We start from the raw sequence: 19,981 nt of genomic DNA on the forward strand, positions 1-19,981 counted from the left end.
CCCGCGCGCCGATGGGCGCCGCAACGCGGGAGGGTCTCTCAGAGCGAGTGCTCCGTCAGGCGGTCCAGAAACGCGGCCTGTGCCGACACGACCAGCTCGCGGGCCCGCTCCAGCGGGAACCAGGCCACCCGGTCCAGCTCCGGGAACTCCCGCGTCCGCCCCGACCTGGGCGGCCACTCCATGGTGAACGTGCCGGGCACGACGGATGCCGGGTCCAGGTCGCCCTCCACCGCCCACGCCGTGACCACCTTGCCGCCCGACTGACGGACCTCCCCGAGCGGCACCGCCTCACCCTCCGGCGGAGGCAGCCCCAGCTCCTCCTGGAACTCGCGGCGCGCCGCGTCCCAGGCGGGCTCGGCGGGGTCGTGCTCGCCCTTAGGCACGGTCCACGCCCCGGCGTCCCGGCGCGCGAAGAACGGGCCGCCCATGTGGCCGAGCAGCACCTCGACGCCCTCCCCGGTGCGCCGGAACAGCAGCAGGCCCGCGCTCCGGGCGGCCGTCACGGCCGTACCTCCGGGTGGGCGGCGAGCACGGTCTCGACCGTGTCCGCCTCCTCCGGCCGCTTGTCCTCGCGGTAGCGGATCACCCGGGCGAAGCGCAGGGTGACGCCGGCCGGGTAGCGGCTGGAGCGCTGCAGGCCGTCGTAGGCGATCTCCACGACGAGTTCGGGGCGCACGGTCACCGTGTAGCCGCTCTCGTCGACGGCGATCTCCCGCAGCCGCTCCGTCTGCCACTCCAGCATCGCGTCGGTCATGCCCTTGAAGGTCTTCCCGAGCATCGCGAACCCGCCGTCGGCGGTGCGGGCGCCCAGGTGCAGGTTGGAGAGCCGGCCGGTGCGCCGGCCGTGGCCCCACTCGGCGGCCAGCACCACGAGGTCCAGCGTGTGCACCGGCTTGACCTTCAGCCAGGAAGCGCCGCGCCGCCCCGCGCTGTACGGGGCCTGAAGGCCCTTCACCACGACGCCCTCGTGGCCGCGCTCCAGCGTCTCGGTGAGGAACCGTTCCGCCGCCTCCAGGTCGTCGGGGCCGTTCACCAGCGTGCGCCGCACCCGCATCGGCTCCGGCACCAGCCGGGCCAGCTCGGCGTGCCGCTCGGCGAACGGCAGGTCCAGCAGGTCCCGGCCGTCCACCGACAGCGCGTCGAAGAACACGGGGGAGACCGGCGTCTCCCGGGCGGCCGTCGCCACGTCCACCCGGGACCCGACCCGCCCGGCCGTCTCCTGGAAGGAACGCGGGCGCCCCGTGCCGTCGAAGGAGATCACCTCGCCGTCGAGGATGAACCGCTGCACGTCCAGCCCCCGCGCCGCCTCGGCCACCTCGGGCAGCCGGTCCGTGATGTCGTCCAGGGTGCGGGTGTGGACCCGCACGGTGTCGCCGTCGCGGTGCACCTGGACACGGATGCCGTCGAGCTTCTCCTCGACCGCGCAGACGCCCAGCTTCCCGACCGCCTCCCCGACCGAGGAGGCGCTGTGCGCGAGCATCGGCTGCACCGGACGCCCGACGGTCAGCCGGAACCGCTCCAGCGCCTGAGGCCCGTCCGCCAGCAGCGCCCCGGCGACCGGCTGGAGCGACCCGGCGAGCATCACCGCCCGCCGTACGTCCGCCGGGGCGGCGCCGGTCGCCCGGGCCAGGCCCTCCGCCGCCACCGCGTCCAGGGCGCCCTGACGCACCTCGCCGGTCAGCAGCCCCCGCAGGAAGCGCTGCTCCGCCTCGGTGGACGCGCCGAGCAGCTCGCCGACCAGCCGTGCCCGCTCTCCCTGCGAGCCGGGCCCGGACACCTTCGCCAGCCGGGTGAGCAGCGCGTCCACCTCGCGCACGGTCAGGGACGGCTCGGCGGAGGGCGGCACGGGATCGCCCAGCACCTTCCAGCCGACCCCGATCCGCCCCTGCGGCAGCCGGCCCGCCAGGTACGGGATGACGACCGGGACGTCGTCCGGCTCGGCCTCCCGGAACAGTTCGGCGAGCAGGGCGGTCTTCCGCGACCGCGCCGAGGTGGCGGCCACCTCCTGGGACACCTGGGCCAGCCGGGACAGCAACATGCAGTCATCGTGCTACGAAGGTGTGCCTTCTACACCTCCGCGGGCGGTCACTGCGCGAGCGCCGCGTCCAGGTCCGTCATCCGCAGGTCGCCGACGACCGCCGTCGCCGCGCGGTAGCCGCCGCTCGCCGCGTGCACCACCTGCTCGGTGAACCCGATCGCGTTGCCCGCTGCCCACACGCCCGGCACGCTGGTCAGCCCGTTCGGGTCGACCACCGGGTACGCCCCGAACGGCGTCTCGTCCATCTCGGCGCCCAGCCGCTCCAGCAGCCCCGTCTGCGGTACCGGACGCGGCGCGACGAACACCACCGACCGGGCGTGCACGGTCCCGTCGGCCATCCGTACGCCGGTCAGCCGGTCGTCCTCCACCACCAGGCCGGCGACCTCGCCCGGCACCACGTCCACGCCCGCCGCGGCCAGCCGGCGCAGGTCCAGGTCGGACAGCTCCTCCTCGGCGACCTCGTGCAGGAAGAACGTGACGTCCTTCGACCACCGGGAGACCATCAGCGCCTGATGGACGCCCGCAGGGCTCGACGCCAGCACCCCGAAGGGCTCGTCGCGCACCTCCCAGCCGTGGCAGAACGGGCAGTGCAGCACGTCCCGCCCGAACCGCTCGGCGACCCCGGGGACGTCCGGCATCTCGTCCCTGAGCCCCGTCGCCACGACGATCCGCCGGGCACGCACACTGCCGCCCCGCTCCAGTGCCACCGTGAACTCCTCGCCCCGGGCGACATCCGTCACCCGGTCCCGGACCAGCTCCACGCCGTAGCGCGCGATCTCCTCCCGGCCCAGCTCCAGGAACTCGGCCGGCGGCATCCCGTCGCGGCTCAGATAACCCTGCATGTGCGCCGACGGCGCGTTGCGCGGCTCGCCCGCGTCGACCACCAGCGTGCGGTGCCGGGCCCGCCCCAGCACCAGCGCGGCGGACAGTCCCGCCGCTCCACCGCCCACCACGACCACGTCGTAACGGCTGTCGGTCAGGTCCTGCTCGGTCATCGTGACCACCTCCACCGCCGACGGTCGCTCCGGCACGGGCGGATTGACAAACAAGTTTGCCGAACCTGCAATGTCCGCATGGTGACGGACGACGTTCTCGCGGAAGTGGGCCCCCGGCTGCGCCGGATCCGGAAGGAGCGGGAGGTGACGCTCGCGGCGCTGGCGGAGGCGACCGGCATCTCCGTGAGCACCCTGTCGCGGCTGGAGTCCGGTCAGCGCAAACCCGGCCTCGACCTGCTGCTTCCCATCGCGCAGGCACATCAGGTGTCCCTGGACGAGCTGGTCGGCGCGCCTCCGGTGGGCGACCCCCGGGTGCGCTCCCGGCCGATCGTGCACGGGGGGCGCACCCACTGGCCGCTCACCCGGCAGCCCGGCGGTCTCCAGGCGTACAAGGTGCTCGAACCGAAGCGTCGGCTGGAGCCGGAACCGCGCACCCACGAGGGCTACGAGTGGCTGTACATCCTCTCCGGGAAGCTGCGGCTGGTGCTGGGCGACCACGACGTGGTGCTGACGGCCGGCGAGGCGGCCGAGTTCGACACGCGTGTGCCCCACTGGTTCGGGTCGACGGGGGAGGGGCCGGCGGAGTTCCTCAGCCTCTTCGGACCGCAGGGGGAGCGGATGCATGTGCGGGCGCGGCCGAAGAGCAAGGAGTGAGGCGGCACCGCGTTGCCCGGTGGGTGGGGGCGCGTTTCCCGGTGGAGGGCACGTTTCCCGGCGGAGGGCGCGGGACGGTTCCCTTGAGGCAAGCGACCGCTTAGTATGCGGGGACCCGGTCAGCGAAGACGACGTTCACCGTCCCGTGGAGGCCCCGCATGCAGGCATGGCAAGTGCACGAACTCGGCGAGCCGGGCGAGGTGATGCGCCTCGCGGACGTCGAGCGGCCGACCCCCGGCGAGGGGCAGGTGCTGCTCCGGGTACGCGCCGCCGGCATCAACTTCCCGGACGCCCTGATGTGCAGGGGCCAGTACCAGGTGCGGCCGCCGCTGCCCTTCACCCCCGGTGTGGAGATCTGCGGCGAGACAGAGGACGGCCGCCGTGTGATCGCCAACCCGGCCCTGCCGCACGGCGGTTTCGCCGAGTACGCCCTCGCGGACGCCGCCGCTCTGCTGCCCGCGCCGGACGCGCTGGACGACGCCGAGGCCGCCGCCCTGCACATCGGCTACCAGACGGCCTGGTTCGCCCTGCACCGGCGGGCCCGCCTTGAGGCCGGCGAGACCCTGCTCGTGCACGCCGCCGCGGGCGGGGTGGGCAGTGCCGCCGTGCAGCTCGGCAAGGCGGCCGGCGCCACCGTCATCGGCGTGGCGGGTGGCGCCGGCAAGGCCGCCGCCGCCCGCGAACTGGGCTGTGACGTGGTGATCGACCGCCGCGAACAGGACGTCGTCGCCGCGGTCAAGGAGGCCACCGGCGGACGCGGCGCCGACGTGATCTTCGACCCGGTGGGCGGAGACGCGTACACCCAGTCCGCCAAGACCGTCGCCTTCGAGGGCCGCATCGTGGTCGTGGGCTTCGCGAGCGGCACCATCCCGAGCCCCGGCCTCAACCACGCCCTGATCAAGAACTACGCGATCCTCGGCCTCCACTGGGGCCTCTACAACACCAGGAACCCGGAACTGGTCCGGCACTGCCACGAACAGCTCACCGACCTCGCCGCCAAGGGCGCGATCAAGCCGCTGGTGAGCGAGCGCGTGCCGCTCCCCGGGGCCGCCGACGCCGTGCAGCGGGTCGCCGACGGCGTCAGCACGGGCCGCGTCACCGTGCTGCCGTCCCTGGAGAACGGAGCCGCCGCATGACCGACGCCGACGAACTGCGCCGCCGCACCCGGGACCTGCTGGCCGCGCACCCGCCCGCCGACACCGGGCGCCTGGACTTCCTGCGCGCCCGCTTCGACGCGGGACTCGCCTGGGTGCACTTCCCCGAAGGACTCGGCGGGCTCGGCCTGCCACGCTCCCTCCAGGCCGTCGTCGACGCCGAACTGGCGGCCGCCGGCGCTCCCGACAACGACCCGCGCCGCATCGGCATCGGTCTCGGCATGGCCGCCCCGACGATCCTCCAGTACGGCACCCAGGAGCAGAAGGCGCGCTTCCTGCGGCCGCTGTGGACCGGGGAGGAGGTCTGGTGCCAGCTCTTCAGCGAGCCCGGCGCCGGCTCCGACCTGGCCGCGCTGGGTACGCGCGCCGTCCGTGAGGGCGACGACTGGGTGGTCAACGGGCAGAAGGTGTGGACGTCCAGCGCCCACGTCGCCCGCTGGGCCATTCTCATCGCCCGCACCGACCCGGACGTGCCCAAGCACCGGGGCATCACCTACTTCGTGTGCGACATGACCGACCCGGGAGTCGAGGTGCGGCCGCTGCGCCAGATCACCGGCGAGGCCGAGTTCAACGAGGTGTTCCTCACCGACGTCCGCATCCCCGACGACCGCCGTCTCGGCGACGTCGGCGACGGCTGGCGGGTCGCCCAGACCACCCTGAACAACGAACGCGTCGCCATCGGCGGCAGGCGGCTGCCCCGCGAGGGCGGCATGATCGGCCCGGTCGCCAGGACCTGGCGCGAACGACCCGAACTGCGCACCCACGACCTGCACCAGCGGCTGCTGAAACTGTGGGTCGAGGCGGAGGTCGCCCGGCTCACCGGTGAACGCCTGAGCCAGCAGCTCGTCGCCGGGCAGCCCGGACCCGAGGGCGCCGGCATGAAGCTCGCCTTCGCCCGCCTCAACCAGGAGATCAGCGGCCTGGAGGTGGAACTGCGCGGCGAGGAAGGGCTGTTGTACGACGACTGGACCATGCGCCGCCCGGAGCTGGTCGACTTCACCGGCCGAGACGCCGGCTACCGCTATCTGCGCTCCAAGGGCAACAGCATCGAGGGCGGGACCAGCGAGGTCCTGCTGAACATCGTCGCCGAGCGCGTCCTGGGCCTGCCCGCCGAGCCGCGCACCGACAAGGACGTCGCCTGGAAGGACCTGGCCCGATGAGCGATCTGCTGTACTCGGAGGAGGAAGAGGCGCTCCGCGCCGCCGTCCGGGACCTGCTCACCGACCACTGCGACACGACGTCCGTGCTCGCCCGCGTCGAGTCGGACGCCCCGCACGACCTGGCCGCCTGGAAGGCGCTCGCCGACGGCATGGGCCTCGCGGGCCTGCTCGTCCCGGAGGACCGGGGCGGCCAGGGCGCGACCCACCGCGAGGCCGCCGTCGTCCTGGAGGAGCTGGGGCGTGCGGTCGCGCCCGTGCCGTACCTGACCAGTGCCGTCGTCGCCACGGAGGCGCTGCTGGCGTGCGCGGACGGCGACGGTCTGCTCGCGGACCTGGCGTCCGGGCGCGTGATCGGCGCGCTCGCCGTCGGCCTGCACACCGCCCCCGGCACCGGGTACGCGACCGTCCGCGCGGACGGCGGCGCCCTGCACGGCGAGCTGACCGGCATCGCGGACGCCGCCGTCGCCGACGTCCTGCTCGTGCCGGCGGACGACGGCGGGCTGTACGCGGTGACGGCCGACGCGGTCACCGTGACCCCGCAGACGTCCCTCGACCTCACCCGGCCCCTCGCCCGCGTCACCCTCGAGGCGGCTCCGGGCCGCCGCGTCGGCGACGCCGAGCCCGCCGTACGCCGCGCCCTGCGCGCCGGGGCGGGACTGCTCGCCTCGGAGCAACTCGGCATCGCCGAGTGGGCGTTGACCGAAACCGTGCGGTACCTGAAGGACCGGAAGCAGTTCAACCGCCCCGTCGGCGGGTTCCAGGCGCTGAAGCACCGGCTCGCCCAGCTGTGGCTGGAGGTCGTCCACCTGCGCGCCGCCGCGCGGGCCGCCGCCGACGCGCTCGCGACCGGCGAGGACACGGACGTGTCGGTCACCGTCGCCCAGGCCTACGCGGCCCCCGTCGCCGTGCGCGCCGCCGAGGAGGCCCTGCAACTGCACGCGGGCATCGGCATGACGTGGGAACACCCGGTGCATCTGCGCCTCAAGCGCGCCAAGGCCGACTCGATCGCCTACGGCACGGCGGGCGCCCACCGGGAGGCGCTCGCGGAGCTGGTGGACCTGCGGGCGCCCTGACGCGACCTCAGCAGGCGGCCCGCTCTCCCTCCTCCGGGGTGGGCGGGCCGCGGTGCGTGGATGAACGGCCGACGGCGAACCGGCCAACTCCTCGCACGACACTGCTCTCCACGTGCCACGGGACCCCATACTCACGGGGACCCCGTACGGCACATCAGAGAGGCAGAGCATGGCCCTCACCACCCGTCGCGGAGCCCTCACCGCCCTCGGCGTCGCCCTCGCGAGCCCCCTCGCCCTCCCCGCAGGGCAAGCCCTCGCCGGCCACCACCCGCACCGGCCGCGCCCGTTGTGGCGCGCGCACGCCCACAACGACTACGAGCACCCCCGTCCGCTCCTCGACGCCCTCGACCACCGCTTCGGCAGCGTCGAGGCGGACGTCTTCCTCGTCGGCGGACAACTCCTCGTCGCCCACGACCCCGAGGACCTCGACCCCGCCCGCACCCTGGAGTCGCTGTACCTGGACCCGCTCGCCGCCCGCGTCCGCGCCAACCGCGGCACGGTGTACCGCGGCGACGGCGGCTCGCTCCAGCTGCTGATCGACCTCAAGACGGAGGGCGCGTCCACGTACGCGGAACTCGACCGCCGACTGCGCCGCTACAAGGGCCTGTTCACCACGTACGCCCACGGCAGGGTGTTCCCCGGACCGGTCACCGCCGTCGTCTCCGGCGACCGCGCCGCCCGCGCGCCCATGGAGGCCCAGCGCGTCCGTCACGCCTTCTACGACGGCCGCCTCACCGACCTCGGCGGCCCGGCGCCGGCCTCCTTCGCTCCGCTCATCAGCGACAACTGGACGCTGCACTTCACCTGGCAGGGCGTCGGCGCGTTCCCCGCGGTGGAACGCCGGAAACTGCGCACGCTGGTGGGCGCCGCCCACGCCCGTGGGCAGCGGGTACGGTTCTGGGCCACCCCGGACGTGCCAGGTCCCGCACGGGACGCGCTGTGGGCCGAGCTGGCCGCGGGGGACGTCGACCACCTCAACACCGACGACCTGGCGGGCCTGGAAGCGTTCCTCGACGCCCACCGGAAGGTGTGACCGGCTTCTCGGGCGCAGGCCCCGACCTTCAGGGTGCGAGGGGTGCCGGACCACCCACGACCGGGACGTGAACGCGGTCGTCCTGGCCGCCGGACGGGCGGACAGGCGAAACGCCTGCGGAGGGTGAGTAAGGCCCTCCGCTCGGCGGAGGCGTCGCCCGATGAAACAGGAACCCACCGAGGCAGCGCGCAGCGCTGCGGCAGGAATCCCGGTCCTTCAGGGCTGGGAGGACGTCGAACCACACGTTCGGCGGACAGGTCAGCCGCCCGGACGAACCCTTCGCTACGCCACACTTGCGGCCGAACGCCGCGAAACAGGCGTGGCGGAGGAGGTTGACGATGGCCATTTCCATCTCTGTGGTGCTGCTGCTCTCGGTCCTGGCGGTGATCTTCCTGCGCAACGGCGGGCTGAAGATCTCGCACGCCCTGGTCTGCCTGCTGCTGGGCTTCTACCTGGCCAGCACGAGCATCGCCCCCACGATCCACAGCGGCCTGACGGCCACGGCGGACATCGTCAGCAGTCTGCGGCCGTGAGCGCGCGACCCGCCGGAACAGGTGGCCTCGCCGATCGCGGGGCCCACGGCCGCCCGGCCCGGGACGTCGCACGACGGCGCACCGCTGAGGCGGCCCGCCCGTCAGGGAGGTCACCCACGGGCGGCCCCGTAGGGCCTCAGCCCCGTTCCGCCACCGCCGCCGGGTCGTCCAGCACGCCCCGCACCACCCAGTGGGCCGCGCCCAGCAGTGGTCCCTCCGGGCCCAGGGCGGAGACGGACACCGGGCAGGAAGGGCCCGCCGTGCGTCGGGCCAGTTCCGAGCGGAGCGAGGGAAGCAGCCAGGGCGACAGCCCCGACAGCGCGCCGCCCAGCACCACGTTCTCGGGGTCCAGGAGGTTGACCGCTCCCGTCAGGGCGATGCCCAGCGCCGTGCCCGCGTCGTGCAGGGCGCGTCGTACCGCGGCGTCGCCCTGTTCGGCGCGGCCCGCGAGCAGGCCGACCCGGTCCTCGCCGGGTTCGAGACCGGCCGCGCGCAGCACCGCCTCCTCGCCCGCGTACTGCTCCAGGCAGCCCCGGCCGCCGCAGGCGCACGACGGACCGTCGGGCCACACCGGGACGTGACCCAGTTCGCCGGCGAACCCCCGGTTGCCGTGCAGCACCCGCCCGTCCACCACGACCGCCGCACCGATGCCGATCTCGGCCGAGACGTGCAGGAAGTCGCGCGGGGTGTCCTCGCCGAGCCACAGTTCGGCGAGCGCGCCGAAGTTGGCCTCGTTGGCCACCGTCAGCGGCAGCTTCTCGGGGAGCAGCGGGCCGAGGTCCGTGTCCAGCCAGCCCAGGTTCGGGGCGCGGACGACGGTGCGGGCGTCGCGGGCCACCAGACCGGGCACGGCGACCGCGAGCCCGGCCGGCCACAGCCCCTCGCCCTCCGCCTCCGTCACCACCCGCCGGACCAGTTCGGTGAGTTCGCCGAGCACCGGCTCGGGCGAGCGGTCCCGGTTCGCCACCTGCCGTACCGCCCGCGCCCGTACCTCACCGCGCAGGTCGACCGCGCACACCGCGAGGTGGTCGACGCCCACCTCCGCTCCGATTCCGGCCGGGCCCCGCCCGCTGACCGCGAGGGCGGAACCGGGCCGGCCGACCCGCCCGGGCCGCTCCGGGCCCAGTTCCTCCAGCAGTCCCGTACGGATGAGTTCGTCGACCAGCGTGGACACCGCCGCGCGGGTCAGTCCGATGCGGGAGGCGACGGCGGCCCGGGACAGCGGCCCCTCGTCCCGGACGGTGTGCATCACCCGCGACAGGTTGCGGCGGCGCATGCCCTGCTGGGTGTCGGGCAGGCCGCGGCCCTGACCTGCCGGGCGGGCCTCGTGCAGCGGTGCGCTCATTCCTCCGTCAATCCTCGGTCGGGGGCCGTCCGCGCCCGGCGGACGTCCACGGCGGCCTTCACGGGACCGCCGTGGGGCGACGCCCGCCGGGGCGTCGTCAGCGGTTGTCCGGGGCGCGCTCCAGCAGCGGGGCCGCGTCGGAGAGTACCCCGGCCAGCCGGGACAGGGTCTCCTCGTCCCGCTCGACCGCGTCCAGCACCGGCCCGTCCGCCGTACCCCAGCGACGGGCCACCGCGGCCGGGTCCTCCCCGGTGAGCAGCCCGGCGGCCTGGGCCGCCGCGCCGAGCGCGACCAGCTCCTTCGCCCCGGGCACCTGCACGGGCCGCCCGGACAGCCGCCGCACGGTCTGCTGCCAGGCGTTGCCGCGTGCGCCGCCGCCGATCAGCAGCAGCGGCGTCGACGGGTCGGCGTCCTCGTCGAGGACCAGGTCGAGCGCGGCCAGCAGGGAGTAGACGGCCCCGTCGTAGGCGGCCTGGAGCAGCTGGCCGCCGGTGGTGTCGTGCCGCAGACCGTGCAACAGGCCGGAGGAGTGCGGGAGGTTGGGGGTGCGCTCGCCGTCCAGGAAGGGCAGCAGCGTGACGCCCCGGCCCGGCTCCACGGCCTCGCGGTCCAGGCCGAGCAGGGCGGCGACCCGGTCCACGGCGAGCGTGCAGTTGAGGGTGCAGGCCAGCGGCAGCCAGTCGCCGCGCGCGTCGGCGAAGCCGGCCACGGTGCCGGTCGGGTCGGCGGGCCGGTGCTCCGACACCGCGTACACGGTGCCCGAGGTGCCGAGGCTCATCACCGGCGTGCCGGGGCGCACCCCGAGACCCAGCGCGGCGGCTGCGTTGTCACCCGTGCCGCACGCCACCAGCGTGCCCTTGGAGAACGGCAGGCCGTGCCCGTCGCGCACGGTGCCCGCCACCTCGCCGGGCCGCACCACACGCGGCAGCAGCGCCGGGTCGAGACCCACGTGCGCGAGGATCTCCTCGTCGTACGCCTCCGTCGCGGACGCCCACCATCCGGTGCCCGAGGCGTCACCGCGGTCGGTGGTGCCCTGGCCGGTGAGGCGCTCGGTCAGGTAGTCGTGGGGGAGCCGAACCGCCTTCGTGGCGCGCACCGCTTCCGGCTCGTGCTCCGCCAGCCAGGCCCACTTGGTGACCGTGAAGGACGCGGTGGGCAGGCTGCCGGTCCGGTCGGCCCACGCCTTCGCGCCGCCCAGCTCCTCCACCAGGCGGCCCGCCTGGGGGGCGGACCGCACGTCGTTCCACAGCAGCGCCGGGCGGACCGGCTCGCCGTGCTCGTCCAGCGTGACCAGACCGTGCTGCTGGCCGCCGATCGACACGGCCGCTGCCTCGTGCGCCGCCTCGCCGCACTGCCGCAGCGCCTCGGTCAGGGCGTCCCACCACTGACGCGGATCGCTCTCCCGTCCCGCGCCCGAGGTCACCGTGTGCGGCGCCTGGCCGCTCGCGACGACCCTGCCGGTCGCCACATCGACGACCAGGGCCTTGGTGGACTGGGTGGATGTGTCCACGCCGACGACGAGCGGACCCTCGGCTGCTGACATCGGTCTCTCCCTCTTCCGCGCCCCGGCGGGGTGTGTCTCTTCCCAGAAATGTTCCTGCATACTAATTTGTAAACCGCCATGACGAAATAGTCTCAGCGAGCAAGGAGCCGCGGCATGAGCTACCAGCCCACCCCCGAGGACAAGTTCACGTTCGGCCTGTGGACCGTCGGCTGGCAGGGACGGGACCCCTTCGGCGACGCCACCCGCGGCGCCCTCGACCCGGCCGAGTCCGTCCGCCGCCTCGCCGAGCTCGGCGCGCACGGTGTGACGTTCCACGACGACGACCTCATCCCGTTCGGCGCGAGCGACAGCGAGCGCGCCGAGCACATCAAGCGGTTCCGCCAGGCGCTGGACGAGACCGGCATGAAGGTCCCGATGGCGACCACCAACCTGTTCACCCACCCGGTGTTCAAGGACGGCGGCTTCACCGCGAACGACCGTGACGTGCGTCGTTACGCGCTGCGCAAGACCATCCGCAACATCGACCTCGCGGTCGAGCTCGGCGCGCAGACCTACGTCGCCTGGGGCGGCCGCGAGGGCGCCGAGTCCGGCGCCGCCAAGGACGTCCGCGTCGCCCTCGACCGGATGAAGGAGGCCTTCGACCTCCTCGGCGAGTACGTCACCTCCCAGGGCTACGACATCCGCTTCGCCATCGAGCCGAAGCCGAACGAGCCCCGCGGCGACATCCTCCTGCCGACCATCGGCCACGCCCTCGCCTTCATCGAGCGCCTCGAGCGCCCGGAGCTGTACGGCGTGAACCCGGAGGTCGGCCACGAGCAGATGGCCGGCCTGAACTTCCCGCACGGCATCGCCCAGGCGCTGTGGGCGGGCAAGCTGTTCCACATCGACCTCAACGGTCAGTCCGGCATCAAGTACGACCAGGACCTCCGCTTCGGCGCGGGCGACCTGCGCGCCGCGTTCTGGCTGGTGGACCTGCTGGAGTCGGCCGGGTACGAGGGCCCCCGCCACTTCGACTTCAAGCCGCCGCGGACCGAGGACTTCGACGGCGTGTGGGCCTCGGCGGCCGGCTGCATGCGCAACTACCTGATCCTCAAGGAGCGCGCGGCGGCCTTCCGCTCGGACCCGGAGGTGCAGGAGGCGCTGCGCGCGGCCCGGCTGGACGAGCTCGCCCAGCCGACGGCGGGCGACGGCCTCCAGGCACTGCTCGCCGACCGCTCCGCCTTCGAGGACTTCGACCCGGACGCGGCGGCGGCGCGTGGCATGGCCTTCGAGCGGCTGGACCAGCTGGCGATGGACCACCTGCTGGGCGCGCGGGGCTGACCCCTCGGGCCCCCGCTGTCGTCGCGGACGGAAGCATGTCCCGGTCATGCCTTCCGCGGCGCGGTGGGGGCTTGGCGCGCAGTTCCCCGCGCCCCTTCGGGGCGCGTCCACGCAGCACCCCTCAGGGGCGCGGGGAACTGCGCGAGCGACCCACGACGACCCGCACCCGCGCGCCGGGTGTGCGCTTCGCGCGAGGAGCGGCGCGTTCCGGGGGCGGGTGCCACGACTGGCGGGCGGTTTCACCGCCGTCTTCTCGCGCGGGCGCGGACCCGCGGCGACGATGTGTTCATGGCCACGCCACCCGTACCGCCCCAGCAGCCGCCCGGCCCGCCGGACGACGCACCCCCGCCGCACGGCGAGGGCTTCGGCCCGCCCTCCGACGGCGGCGAGTCCGCCTCCGGTCCGCCCGACGACGGCGGAGGCAAGGGCGGACAGGGAGGCGGCCCCGGACGACGCCGCCTGGTGATCCTGCTGCTCGCCGTGATCGTCGCGGCCCTGGTCGTCGCCATCGCCGTGCTCGTCACGTCGGACGAGGACGGTCCGGACACCGAGCCCACGGAGACCGCCACCGACGGCCCGTCACTGGACCTTCCGTCGGAGTTCCCGACCGGGCTGCTGCCCTCCGGCTTCCCCACGGAACTGCCTTCGGACTTCCCCACGGAGCTGCCCTCCGGCTTCCCGACCGCGCTGCCCAGCGACTTCCCGAGCGGTCTGCCCACCGCGCTGCCCAGCGGACTGGAATCACTGCTGCCGGGGCTGGAGGGCGTGGACGCCCCCTGATGTCCGACGCGTCCCGTGGGTACCCCCATGCTGTGAGGTGCGCCACCATGGAGTGTGGGAGGAGGCCCGTCGGTCGCCTCGAGACCTTAGGGGGCACATCTCAGGGACGTCTCAGGGTGGCGGCCAGGAACCGCTGCCGACGCGGACCCGTTTTCACGTCAGAGAGCGGCAGTGGCCGCGAAGGAGGCGACGCACATGTCGAAGAACGCGAAGATCGCCGCGGGGGGTGTGGCGGCCGGGCTCATCCTGCTCATCTGGCTGCCCTGGTGGGCCGCGCTCCTGATCATCCTGGGAGTCCCGGCAGCCGCCTACCTGGCCCTGGACCCGTCCCAGAGGCAGCGCCTGCGGCGGAACACGCGCAAGGAGCTGGGCCGCTGAGGCGGAGGACGCACTGACGCGCCGGCGGAAGGGCGCGCCCGAGCCCCAGGACGTCAGCGGCGCGGGCGGGTCGGGCAGCGCGCCGCGGACACGCCCTGTCGGAAGGGCCGTACGGCGTGCCCGGCCCGTCCCGCCGCGCGTCGCCGGCACGGCTGTAGCGGGCGCTCGTCCGGGCACCGCCGCCGAGCACATCGCACCCCGGCGGTCGTACCGCCGACCGACCTCGGCCGCACGGGACCGCGTCCCGTACCGAATCCCGCCGCGAGCGTCCTGACGGCGCCCCCGCTCACAGCGGCCGTACGGCCATCTCGTCCAGCGCCTTCAGCAGCCCCGGCAGTTCCGGCCCCCGCCCCACCGGCAGCACCTCGCCGGGTTCGTCGTCGAGCAGGACGAAGGCGATGTCGTCGGTCCGCGCGACGAGCGACCACCCGGGCCCGTCCGCGCGCAGTGTCCGCGCACCCCCCGGTGCGAAGGAGGACCGCACCCGCCCAATCGGCGGCGGCGAGTCGACGTAGCCGCGCGCCTCGGTCAGCACCCGGCGGATCCCGCTGTGCCCGCCCGTCGCCGCCCCCACGCCCTCGCCGGCGTCCGACGCCGCCGAGTCCGGAGTCGGGAACGCCGAGTCGTCCACCTGCTCCCGCCACGTCGCCCACTGCAACGCGATCTCGTCGGCCCCCAGACGCCGCTGGGCCGGCCCCCACACCTCCCCGTCCGGCGGCGTCAGCGGGGGAATGTCCGCCGCGTCGGGGGAGGGGTCGTGCGGAGCGGCCACGTTCGGCGCCGCCACGGCCACCGCGAGGGGCCAGCCGGGCAGCGCGGCGACGACCGTGCGCTCGTCCGGCGACAGGTCGTGCTCCATGCCGCAGTCCCAGGACGCGATCGCGACCGCGACCAGTGAGACGTCGTCGACGACCACGGTCCACCGGGCGCCTTCCCCGTCCTGGCCGAGCACCAGCCCGTAACCGTCGGCCAGGGGCGGAAGGCCGAGCGCGGCGCACGCCTCGGGGTAGTCGTCGCCCAGCACGCTGGGGAACTTCGCGGGCGTCAGCAGCGCCGCCGTCAGCACATAGAGCGCGTCGTCGTCGGCGGCGACGGCTTCCTGGTCCGTCCCGGCCATCCCAGCCTCCCCATCGGTTCGTCCGTCGGCGCGCACCATATGCCGACCCCGCGCCCGTTGTCACGACCCCGCACCCGTGCCCGGAGCTGCAGGTTTCCGGCCGGACAGGGCGAATCACCCCTGCGCGCGGGCCTGTTCGCGGACCCTCCACGAAAGCCCCGCGGACGCGAAACCCGCCTCAGGCGTCCCGCACGGCCAGCGCCAGGAACCGCGTGTCCTCGTCGGCGTACGACGTCATGCGCCAGCCCGCGCCGGTGAGCAGCGCCCGCAGGTTCGGCTCGGCGCGCAGGTCGTCCGGGGTGAGCTCACGCCCCTGACGTGCGGCGAGGGCGGCCCGTCCGATCGGGTGGAACAGGGCGAGCACCCCGCCGGGCCGCACCACGCGCCGGATCTCGCGCAGGTTCTCGGCAGGCCGTGGCAGATGCGCGACCAGCCCGGCCGCGAACACGGCGTCGAGCGAGGACGAGCGCAACGGCAGCCCCGCCACGTCCGTCAGCAGCAGCGTCCCGTCCCGGTCCCGGCCGGCCCGCGCTGCCTCCCGCAGCATCTCCGGCGTCAGATCCGCGCCCAGCACCACCCCGGACGGCCCCACCGCGGCGCGCAGCGCGGGCAGCGCCCGCCCGGTGCCGCAGCCCGCGTCCAGCACCCGGCCGCCCTCGCGCAGCCCGAGCTCGGCGACCGCGGCGGCGTAGGCAGGGCCGTCGTCGGGGAACCGACGGTCCCAGTCGGCGGCGCGGACGCCGAAGAACTCCTGCACGTGTGTGTGGTCGTCGCTCATGCACCGCATGATCCCTCACCGGAACCGGCGACACTGTGTGCGCACGTTCGATCGTGATACGGTCGCACCTCGCCACCGGCGCGTCAACTTTGCGCCGCTTTCGAAACGCGCCCCCTCCATGCGCCTGCGCCCCCTAGCGTCCCCGGGTCATGGGACATCTGGACCACGCCACCCTCGGGTGGCTCACCCCCGTGCTGTCGTACGCGATGGCCTGCACCGGCGCCGCCCTCGGGCTGCGCTGCACCGTCCGCGCGCTCGCCGCCACCGGCCGCGTGCGGCGCAACTGGCTGCTCACCGCGGCCTCGGCGATCGCCACCGGCATCTGGACCATGCACTTCACGGCCATGCTCGGCTTCGGCGTGAGCGGCACCGACATCCGCTACGACGTGCCGCTCACCCTGCTGAGCCTGGTGGTCGCCATGCTGTTCGTGTGCGCGGGGGTCTTCACCGTCGGCCGTCACCCCGACCGGATCCAGGCCCTGCTGCTCGGCGGCCTGACCACCGGGTTCGGCGTCGCCGGCATGCACTACCTGGGCATGGCGGCGGTCCGGCTGCACGGCGAGGTGAGCTACGACCCGGTGCGTGTCGCGCTGTCCGTCCTCATCGCCGTCGTAGCCGCCACGGCCGCGCTGTGGGCGGCCCTCGCCATCCGCTCCCCGGCCGCCGTCACCGTCGCCTCCCTGATCATGGGCGCGGCCGTCAGCAGCATGCACTACACGGGCATGTACGCGGTCGGCGTACGGGTCACCCCGTCCGGTGAGCCGCTGCCCGGGGCGAGCGCGATGTCGTTCGTCTTCCCGCTCGCCGTAGGCCTCGGCGCCTACCTCTTCATCACGTCCGCCTTCGTGGCGCTGTCCCCGGCGGCCGGGGAACGCCACTCGTCCGCCTCCGCCCGGCGGCCGGCCGGACACCCCGCCCACTGACGGCCGCCGCCCGTCCGCACGCCGCCCCACGAGCGAGGAGTCCATGCGCACACCCCGGAGGACCCCGAGCGCCCGCGCCCAGGCACCGTCCCCGCCGCCCGTCCGCGGCCGGCGCGCCCACGCGGGTCCGCCCGCCGACGAGGGACCGATGTCCCCGGCGGGCCCGGCCGGGACGGGCGCACCGCGGCTGCGCGGCCCGTCCGGTCCCCGGACCGTCCGCGCCAAGGTCATCTGTCTGCTGATGGTGCCGGTCATCTCCCTGCTCGCCCTGTGGGGGTACGCCACCGTCACCACCGCCCAGGACGTCTCCCGGCTGCGCCAGGTGCAGCGCGCCGACGCGGCCGTCCGCACGCCGGTTGCCGAGGCCGTCACCGCGCTCCAGGCCGAGCGGAGGGCCGCCGTGCGCCGCGCGTCCGACACGGCGGCCGTCGGGGACCCGGAGTTCACCCGTCTCGCGCAGCGCACCGACCGGGCCGTCACCCGTCTGCGGCTCGGCGAGGACCGCACCGTCGCCGACGGGGAGGCGCTGCCCCGCGCCGTGGCCGAGCGGCTCGACGCCTTCGTCACCGCCGCCGAACGGCTGCGTCCGCTGCGCACCGAGATCCGCGAAGGCCGCGCGGGCTGGGCCCGGACGTACGAGCGGTACACCGCCGCCATCGACGGGGCCTTCCGCGTGGGAGGTGCCCTGACCGGCGTCCAGGACGCCGAACTCGGCGCCGACGCGCGCGTACTGCTCGAGTTCTCCCGCGCGGGCGAGGCCCTCGCCCGGGAGGACGCCATCCTCGCCGCGGCCCGGCTGCACGGCAGCCTCGGCGGGGACCGCCTGCGCCTGTTCACCGGGGCGGTCGAACTGCGCCGCACCCTCACCGCCTCCGCCGCACCCGACCTGCCCGGAGCGGCCCGCACCGCCTGGGACACACTCGCCGACGGCCGCCCCTACGCCGTCCTCTACACGGCGGAGGACAAGATCCTCGCCGCCGACCCCGGGGCACGGGCCGCCGAAGCCGTCCCCCGTGCCACCTGGGACGCCGCGCACGCGCGCGTGAGGGCCGAACTGCGGACCGTGGAGCGGCACGCGGCGGCGTCGGTCGCCGGACGCGCCGACCCCGTGGAGCGGGGACTGTTCGGACCGGCCGGGGCCGCCGTGCTGTTCGGCCTCCTCGCGGCCGCGGCCTCCCTCGTCATCTCGGTCCGCATCGGACGCGGCCTGGTCGTCGAACTGGTCGGCCTGCGCGACGACGCCCTCGACATCGCCCACCGCAAACTCCCCGAGGCCATGCGGAAACTGCGCGGAGGCGGGGAGATCGACATCCGGGCGGAGGCCCCGCACGGACCGCCCGCCCAGGACGAGACCGGCCAGGTCGCCCAGGCACTCGGCACCGTTCACCGGGCCGCCCTGCGCGCCGCCGTGGAACGCGCCGAACTGGCCGGCGGGATCAGCGGCGTCTTCGTCAACCTCGCCCGCCGCAGCCAGGTCCTGGTGCACCGTCAGCTCGGCCTGCTCGACAGCATGGAACGCCGCTCCGACGACCCGGACGAGCTGAGCGACCTCTTCCGCCTCGACCACCTCACCACCCGCATGCGCCGCCACGCGGAGAGCCTCATCATCCTCTCCGGCGCCGCCCCCGGCCGTGCCTGGCGCAGGCCCGTGCCGCTGACCGACGTGGTGCGGGCGGCCGTCTCCGAGGTGGAGGACTACGCGCGCGTGGAGGTGCGGCAGCTCGCCGAGACGTCCGTCGCGGGGGCGGCCGTCGCGGACCTCACCCACCTCCTCGCAGAGATCATCGAGAACGCGGCGCAGTTCTCCCCGCCCCACACCCGGGTGCGCGTCACCGGCGAACCCGTCGGGAACGGCTACGCCGTCGAGGTCGAGGACCGCGGCCTCGGCATGGGAAAGGAGGCCCTCGCCGAGGCCAACCGCCGGATCACCGAGTCCGAGGCGCTCGACCTGTTCGACAGCGACCGGCTCGGTCTCTTCGTGGTCAGCCGGCTCGCCGCCCGCCACGCCGTCAAGGTGCACCTCAAGACCTCGCCCTACGGCGGCACCACGGCGGTCGTCCTCCTCCCCACCGCGCTGCTCGACGACCGCGCCGGGCAGGAGCGTCCCGGAACTCCGGCCGAGGCCCTCGCCGAGCAACACCCGGAGCCGCGCGAACCCGCCCGCGCCCCTCGCCCCGGGACCGCCCACGTCCTCCGGCCCAGGGCGGTCTCCGCCCCCGACACCCGGCGCGCCCTCGTGGCCCCCGTGGCCGACCCGCCGCCGGAACCCCGATCCGTGGCACGTCCCGCGCCCCGCGCCGTGCCGCGTGGCGACGGGGACGCGCCGCCGGAACCCCCGCGCGCGCCACGCCCGTTGCCGCACGCCGACAGGGGCGCCCCGCCGGCGCCCCGCACCGCCCCGCACGCCGTGCCGCGCCCCGACGCAGACGCGGTGCCGCGCCCCGACACGGGCGCCGAGCCCGGGAGCCCACAGGGAGCCGCCACCTTGCGCCTGCACCGCACGGAGGAGCCGGCCGGCTCCGACGACCTGCCCCGCCGGGTACGCCAGGCGAGCCTGGCGCCCCAGCTCCGCGACGGCCGGCCGGACACACCCGGAGCCGCCCCGGGCGTCGGCCGGGACGACGACCGCACCCCCGACCTCGTACGGGACCGCATGGCTGCCTACCGCGACGGATGGACGCGCGGCGGCGGCCGGCCGCCCGGCGCCGCCCGCGGCACGGCGAGGCCCCGCACCGAAGGAGACCCCGCATGATCCAGGAACCTCACACCGATGGAGGCCGGCGCTCCGGCGCACTCGACTGGCTGCTCGACGACCTGGCGCTCCGCGTCACCGACGTACGGCACGCCGTGGTGCTGTCCGGCGACGGACTCGCCATGGGCGCCTCCGGAGGCCTCGGCCGCGAGGACGCCGAGCACCTCGCCGCCGTCGCCTCCGGGTTCCACAGCCTCGCCAAGGGCGCCGGACGGCACTTCGGGGCCGGCGGCGTGCGCCAGACCATGGTCGAGATGGACGACGGCTTCCTGTTCGTGGCCGCCGCGGGGGAGGGCTCCTGCCTGGCCCTGCTCACCTCCGTCACCGCCGACATCGGCCTCGTGGCCTACGAGATGGCACGGCTCGTCCGGCGCGTGGGCGAGCACCTGGACACCGCGCCGCGCGTCGCCGCACGGCCGCCGGCCGGATGAGACGAGGAAGCGG

The 19,981-nt window shown here is 75.0% G+C and carries 19 protein-coding genes; 12 read left to right on the forward strand and 7 right to left on the reverse strand.

The window, feature by feature from the left end:
- Positions 1-38: 38 nt before the first annotated feature.
- From ACF1AG_RS19385 to ACF1AG_RS19395, 3 genes are read right to left on the reverse strand one after another with little or no spacing between them, the layout of a single operon-like run.
- Positions 39-503: an NUDIX domain-containing protein gene (locus tag ACF1AG_RS19385; RefSeq protein ID WP_359604803.1), complete on the reverse strand. Its 465-nt coding sequence runs from the start codon at positions 501-503 to the stop codon at positions 39-41.
- Positions 500-2,038 carry an ATP-dependent DNA ligase gene (locus tag ACF1AG_RS19390; RefSeq protein WP_391810092.1) on the reverse strand — a complete coding sequence of 513 codons (1,539 nt, stop codon included), beginning with the start codon at positions 2,036-2,038 and terminating at the stop codon, positions 500-502. Before ACF1AG_RS19390 ends, ACF1AG_RS19385 begins: the two co-directional genes overlap by 4 nt.
- 47 nt (positions 2,039-2,085) lie before the next feature.
- Positions 2,086-3,033 carry an NAD(P)/FAD-dependent oxidoreductase gene (locus ACF1AG_RS19395; protein WP_387797138.1) on the reverse strand — a complete coding sequence of 316 codons (948 nt, stop codon included), beginning with the start codon at positions 3,031-3,033 and terminating at the stop codon, positions 2,086-2,088.
- 78 nt (positions 3,034-3,111) lie between these two features.
- Between ACF1AG_RS19395 and ACF1AG_RS19400 the strand changes: the two genes are divergently transcribed.
- From ACF1AG_RS19400 to ACF1AG_RS19425, 6 genes are all read left to right on the forward strand, one after another.
- A complete protein-coding gene (locus ACF1AG_RS19400) occupies positions 3,112-3,687 on the forward strand; it encodes an XRE family transcriptional regulator (protein WP_359604809.1) in 576 nt (191 codons plus the stop codon).
- A gap of 158 nt (positions 3,688-3,845) precedes the next feature.
- Positions 3,846-4,823, forward strand: a complete 978-nt coding sequence (locus ACF1AG_RS19405) for an NADPH:quinone oxidoreductase family protein (protein WP_359604811.1) — start codon at positions 3,846-3,848, stop codon at positions 4,821-4,823.
- Positions 4,820-6,001, forward strand: a complete 1,182-nt coding sequence (locus ACF1AG_RS19410; RefSeq protein ID WP_359604813.1) for an acyl-CoA dehydrogenase family protein — start codon at positions 4,820-4,822, stop codon at positions 5,999-6,001. The genes ACF1AG_RS19405 and ACF1AG_RS19410 overlap by 4 nt, the downstream gene beginning before the upstream one ends.
- Positions 5,998-7,074 carry an acyl-CoA dehydrogenase family protein gene (locus ACF1AG_RS19415; RefSeq protein ID WP_391810093.1) on the forward strand — a complete coding sequence of 359 codons (1,077 nt, stop codon included), beginning with the start codon at positions 5,998-6,000 and terminating at the stop codon, positions 7,072-7,074. The genes ACF1AG_RS19410 and ACF1AG_RS19415 overlap by 4 nt, the downstream gene beginning before the upstream one ends.
- Positions 7,075-7,243: 169 nt before the next feature.
- Positions 7,244-8,107, forward strand: coding sequence for a phosphatidylinositol-specific phospholipase C/glycerophosphodiester phosphodiesterase family protein (locus ACF1AG_RS19420; protein ID WP_359604816.1), 864 nt, complete (start codon positions 7,244-7,246; stop codon positions 8,105-8,107).
- 338 nt (positions 8,108-8,445) lie between these two features.
- Positions 8,446-8,640 carry a hypothetical protein gene (locus ACF1AG_RS19425; RefSeq protein ID WP_006135180.1) on the forward strand — a complete coding sequence of 65 codons (195 nt, stop codon included), beginning with the start codon at positions 8,446-8,448 and terminating at the stop codon, positions 8,638-8,640.
- A 136-nt stretch (positions 8,641-8,776) separates the two neighbouring features.
- On the opposite strand, the gene ACF1AG_RS19430 is transcribed toward ACF1AG_RS19425, so the two are convergent.
- Positions 8,777-9,985 carry an ROK family transcriptional regulator gene (locus tag ACF1AG_RS19430; protein WP_359604818.1) on the reverse strand — a complete coding sequence of 403 codons (1,209 nt, stop codon included), beginning with the start codon at positions 9,983-9,985 and terminating at the stop codon, positions 8,777-8,779.
- Between the two features lie 97 nt (positions 9,986-10,082).
- A complete protein-coding gene (gene xylB, locus ACF1AG_RS19435; protein WP_359604820.1) occupies positions 10,083-11,528 on the reverse strand; it encodes a xylulokinase in 1,446 nt (481 codons plus the stop codon).
- 114 nt (positions 11,529-11,642) lie between these two features.
- On the opposite strand from xylB, the gene xylA reads away from it, so the two are divergent.
- From xylA to ACF1AG_RS19450, 3 genes are all read left to right on the forward strand, one after another.
- Positions 11,643-12,809 carry a xylose isomerase gene (xylA, locus tag ACF1AG_RS19440; protein ID WP_359744908.1) on the forward strand — a complete coding sequence of 389 codons (1,167 nt, stop codon included), beginning with the start codon at positions 11,643-11,645 and terminating at the stop codon, positions 12,807-12,809.
- A gap of 288 nt (positions 12,810-13,097) precedes the next feature.
- The gene (locus tag ACF1AG_RS19445; protein ID WP_391810094.1) at positions 13,098-13,589 is read left to right on the forward strand and encodes a hypothetical protein; all 492 of its coding nucleotides are present in this window, start codon (positions 13,098-13,100) and stop codon (positions 13,587-13,589) included.
- A 195-nt stretch (positions 13,590-13,784) separates the two neighbouring features.
- Positions 13,785-13,967, forward strand: a complete 183-nt coding sequence (locus ACF1AG_RS19450; RefSeq protein ID WP_024884953.1) for a hypothetical protein — start codon at positions 13,785-13,787, stop codon at positions 13,965-13,967.
- A gap of 286 nt (positions 13,968-14,253) precedes the next feature.
- Here ACF1AG_RS19450 and ACF1AG_RS19455 read toward each other — a convergent pair whose 3' ends face one another.
- Complete coding sequence (locus tag ACF1AG_RS19455; protein ID WP_391810095.1) at positions 14,254-15,084, reverse strand: hypothetical protein; 831 nt, start codon at positions 15,082-15,084, stop codon at positions 14,254-14,256.
- 178 nt (positions 15,085-15,262) lie between these two features.
- Positions 15,263-15,862 (reverse strand): class I SAM-dependent methyltransferase, encoded by a 600-nt coding sequence (locus tag ACF1AG_RS19460; protein ID WP_359604228.1) that lies wholly within the window; start codon positions 15,860-15,862, stop codon positions 15,263-15,265.
- Positions 15,863-16,011: 149 nt separating this feature from the next.
- On the opposite strand from ACF1AG_RS19460, the gene ACF1AG_RS19465 reads away from it, so the two are divergent.
- The 3 genes from ACF1AG_RS19465 to ACF1AG_RS19475 are packed head-to-tail and all read left to right on the forward strand — an operon-like array spanning position 16,012 to position 19,968.
- On the forward strand, positions 16,012-16,785 hold the full coding sequence (locus tag ACF1AG_RS19465; protein WP_359604226.1) for an MHYT domain-containing protein: 774 nt from the start codon (positions 16,012-16,014) through the stop codon (positions 16,783-16,785).
- 43 nt (positions 16,786-16,828) lie between these two features.
- The gene (locus tag ACF1AG_RS19470; protein ID WP_391810096.1) at positions 16,829-19,537 is read left to right on the forward strand and encodes a nitrate- and nitrite sensing domain-containing protein; all 2,709 of its coding nucleotides are present in this window, start codon (positions 16,829-16,831) and stop codon (positions 19,535-19,537) included.
- Entirely contained in the window at positions 19,534-19,968 is a 435-nt protein-coding gene (locus tag ACF1AG_RS19475) for a roadblock/LC7 domain-containing protein (protein ID WP_359604223.1), read from the forward strand. The genes ACF1AG_RS19470 and ACF1AG_RS19475 overlap by 4 nt, the downstream gene beginning before the upstream one ends.
- The last annotated feature ends 13 nt before the right edge of the window (positions 19,969-19,981 follow it).

The organism is Streptomyces sp. NPDC014764 (assembly GCF_043082785.1).
Lineage (GTDB): Bacteria > Actinomycetota > Actinomycetes > Streptomycetales > Streptomycetaceae > Streptomyces > Streptomyces althioticus.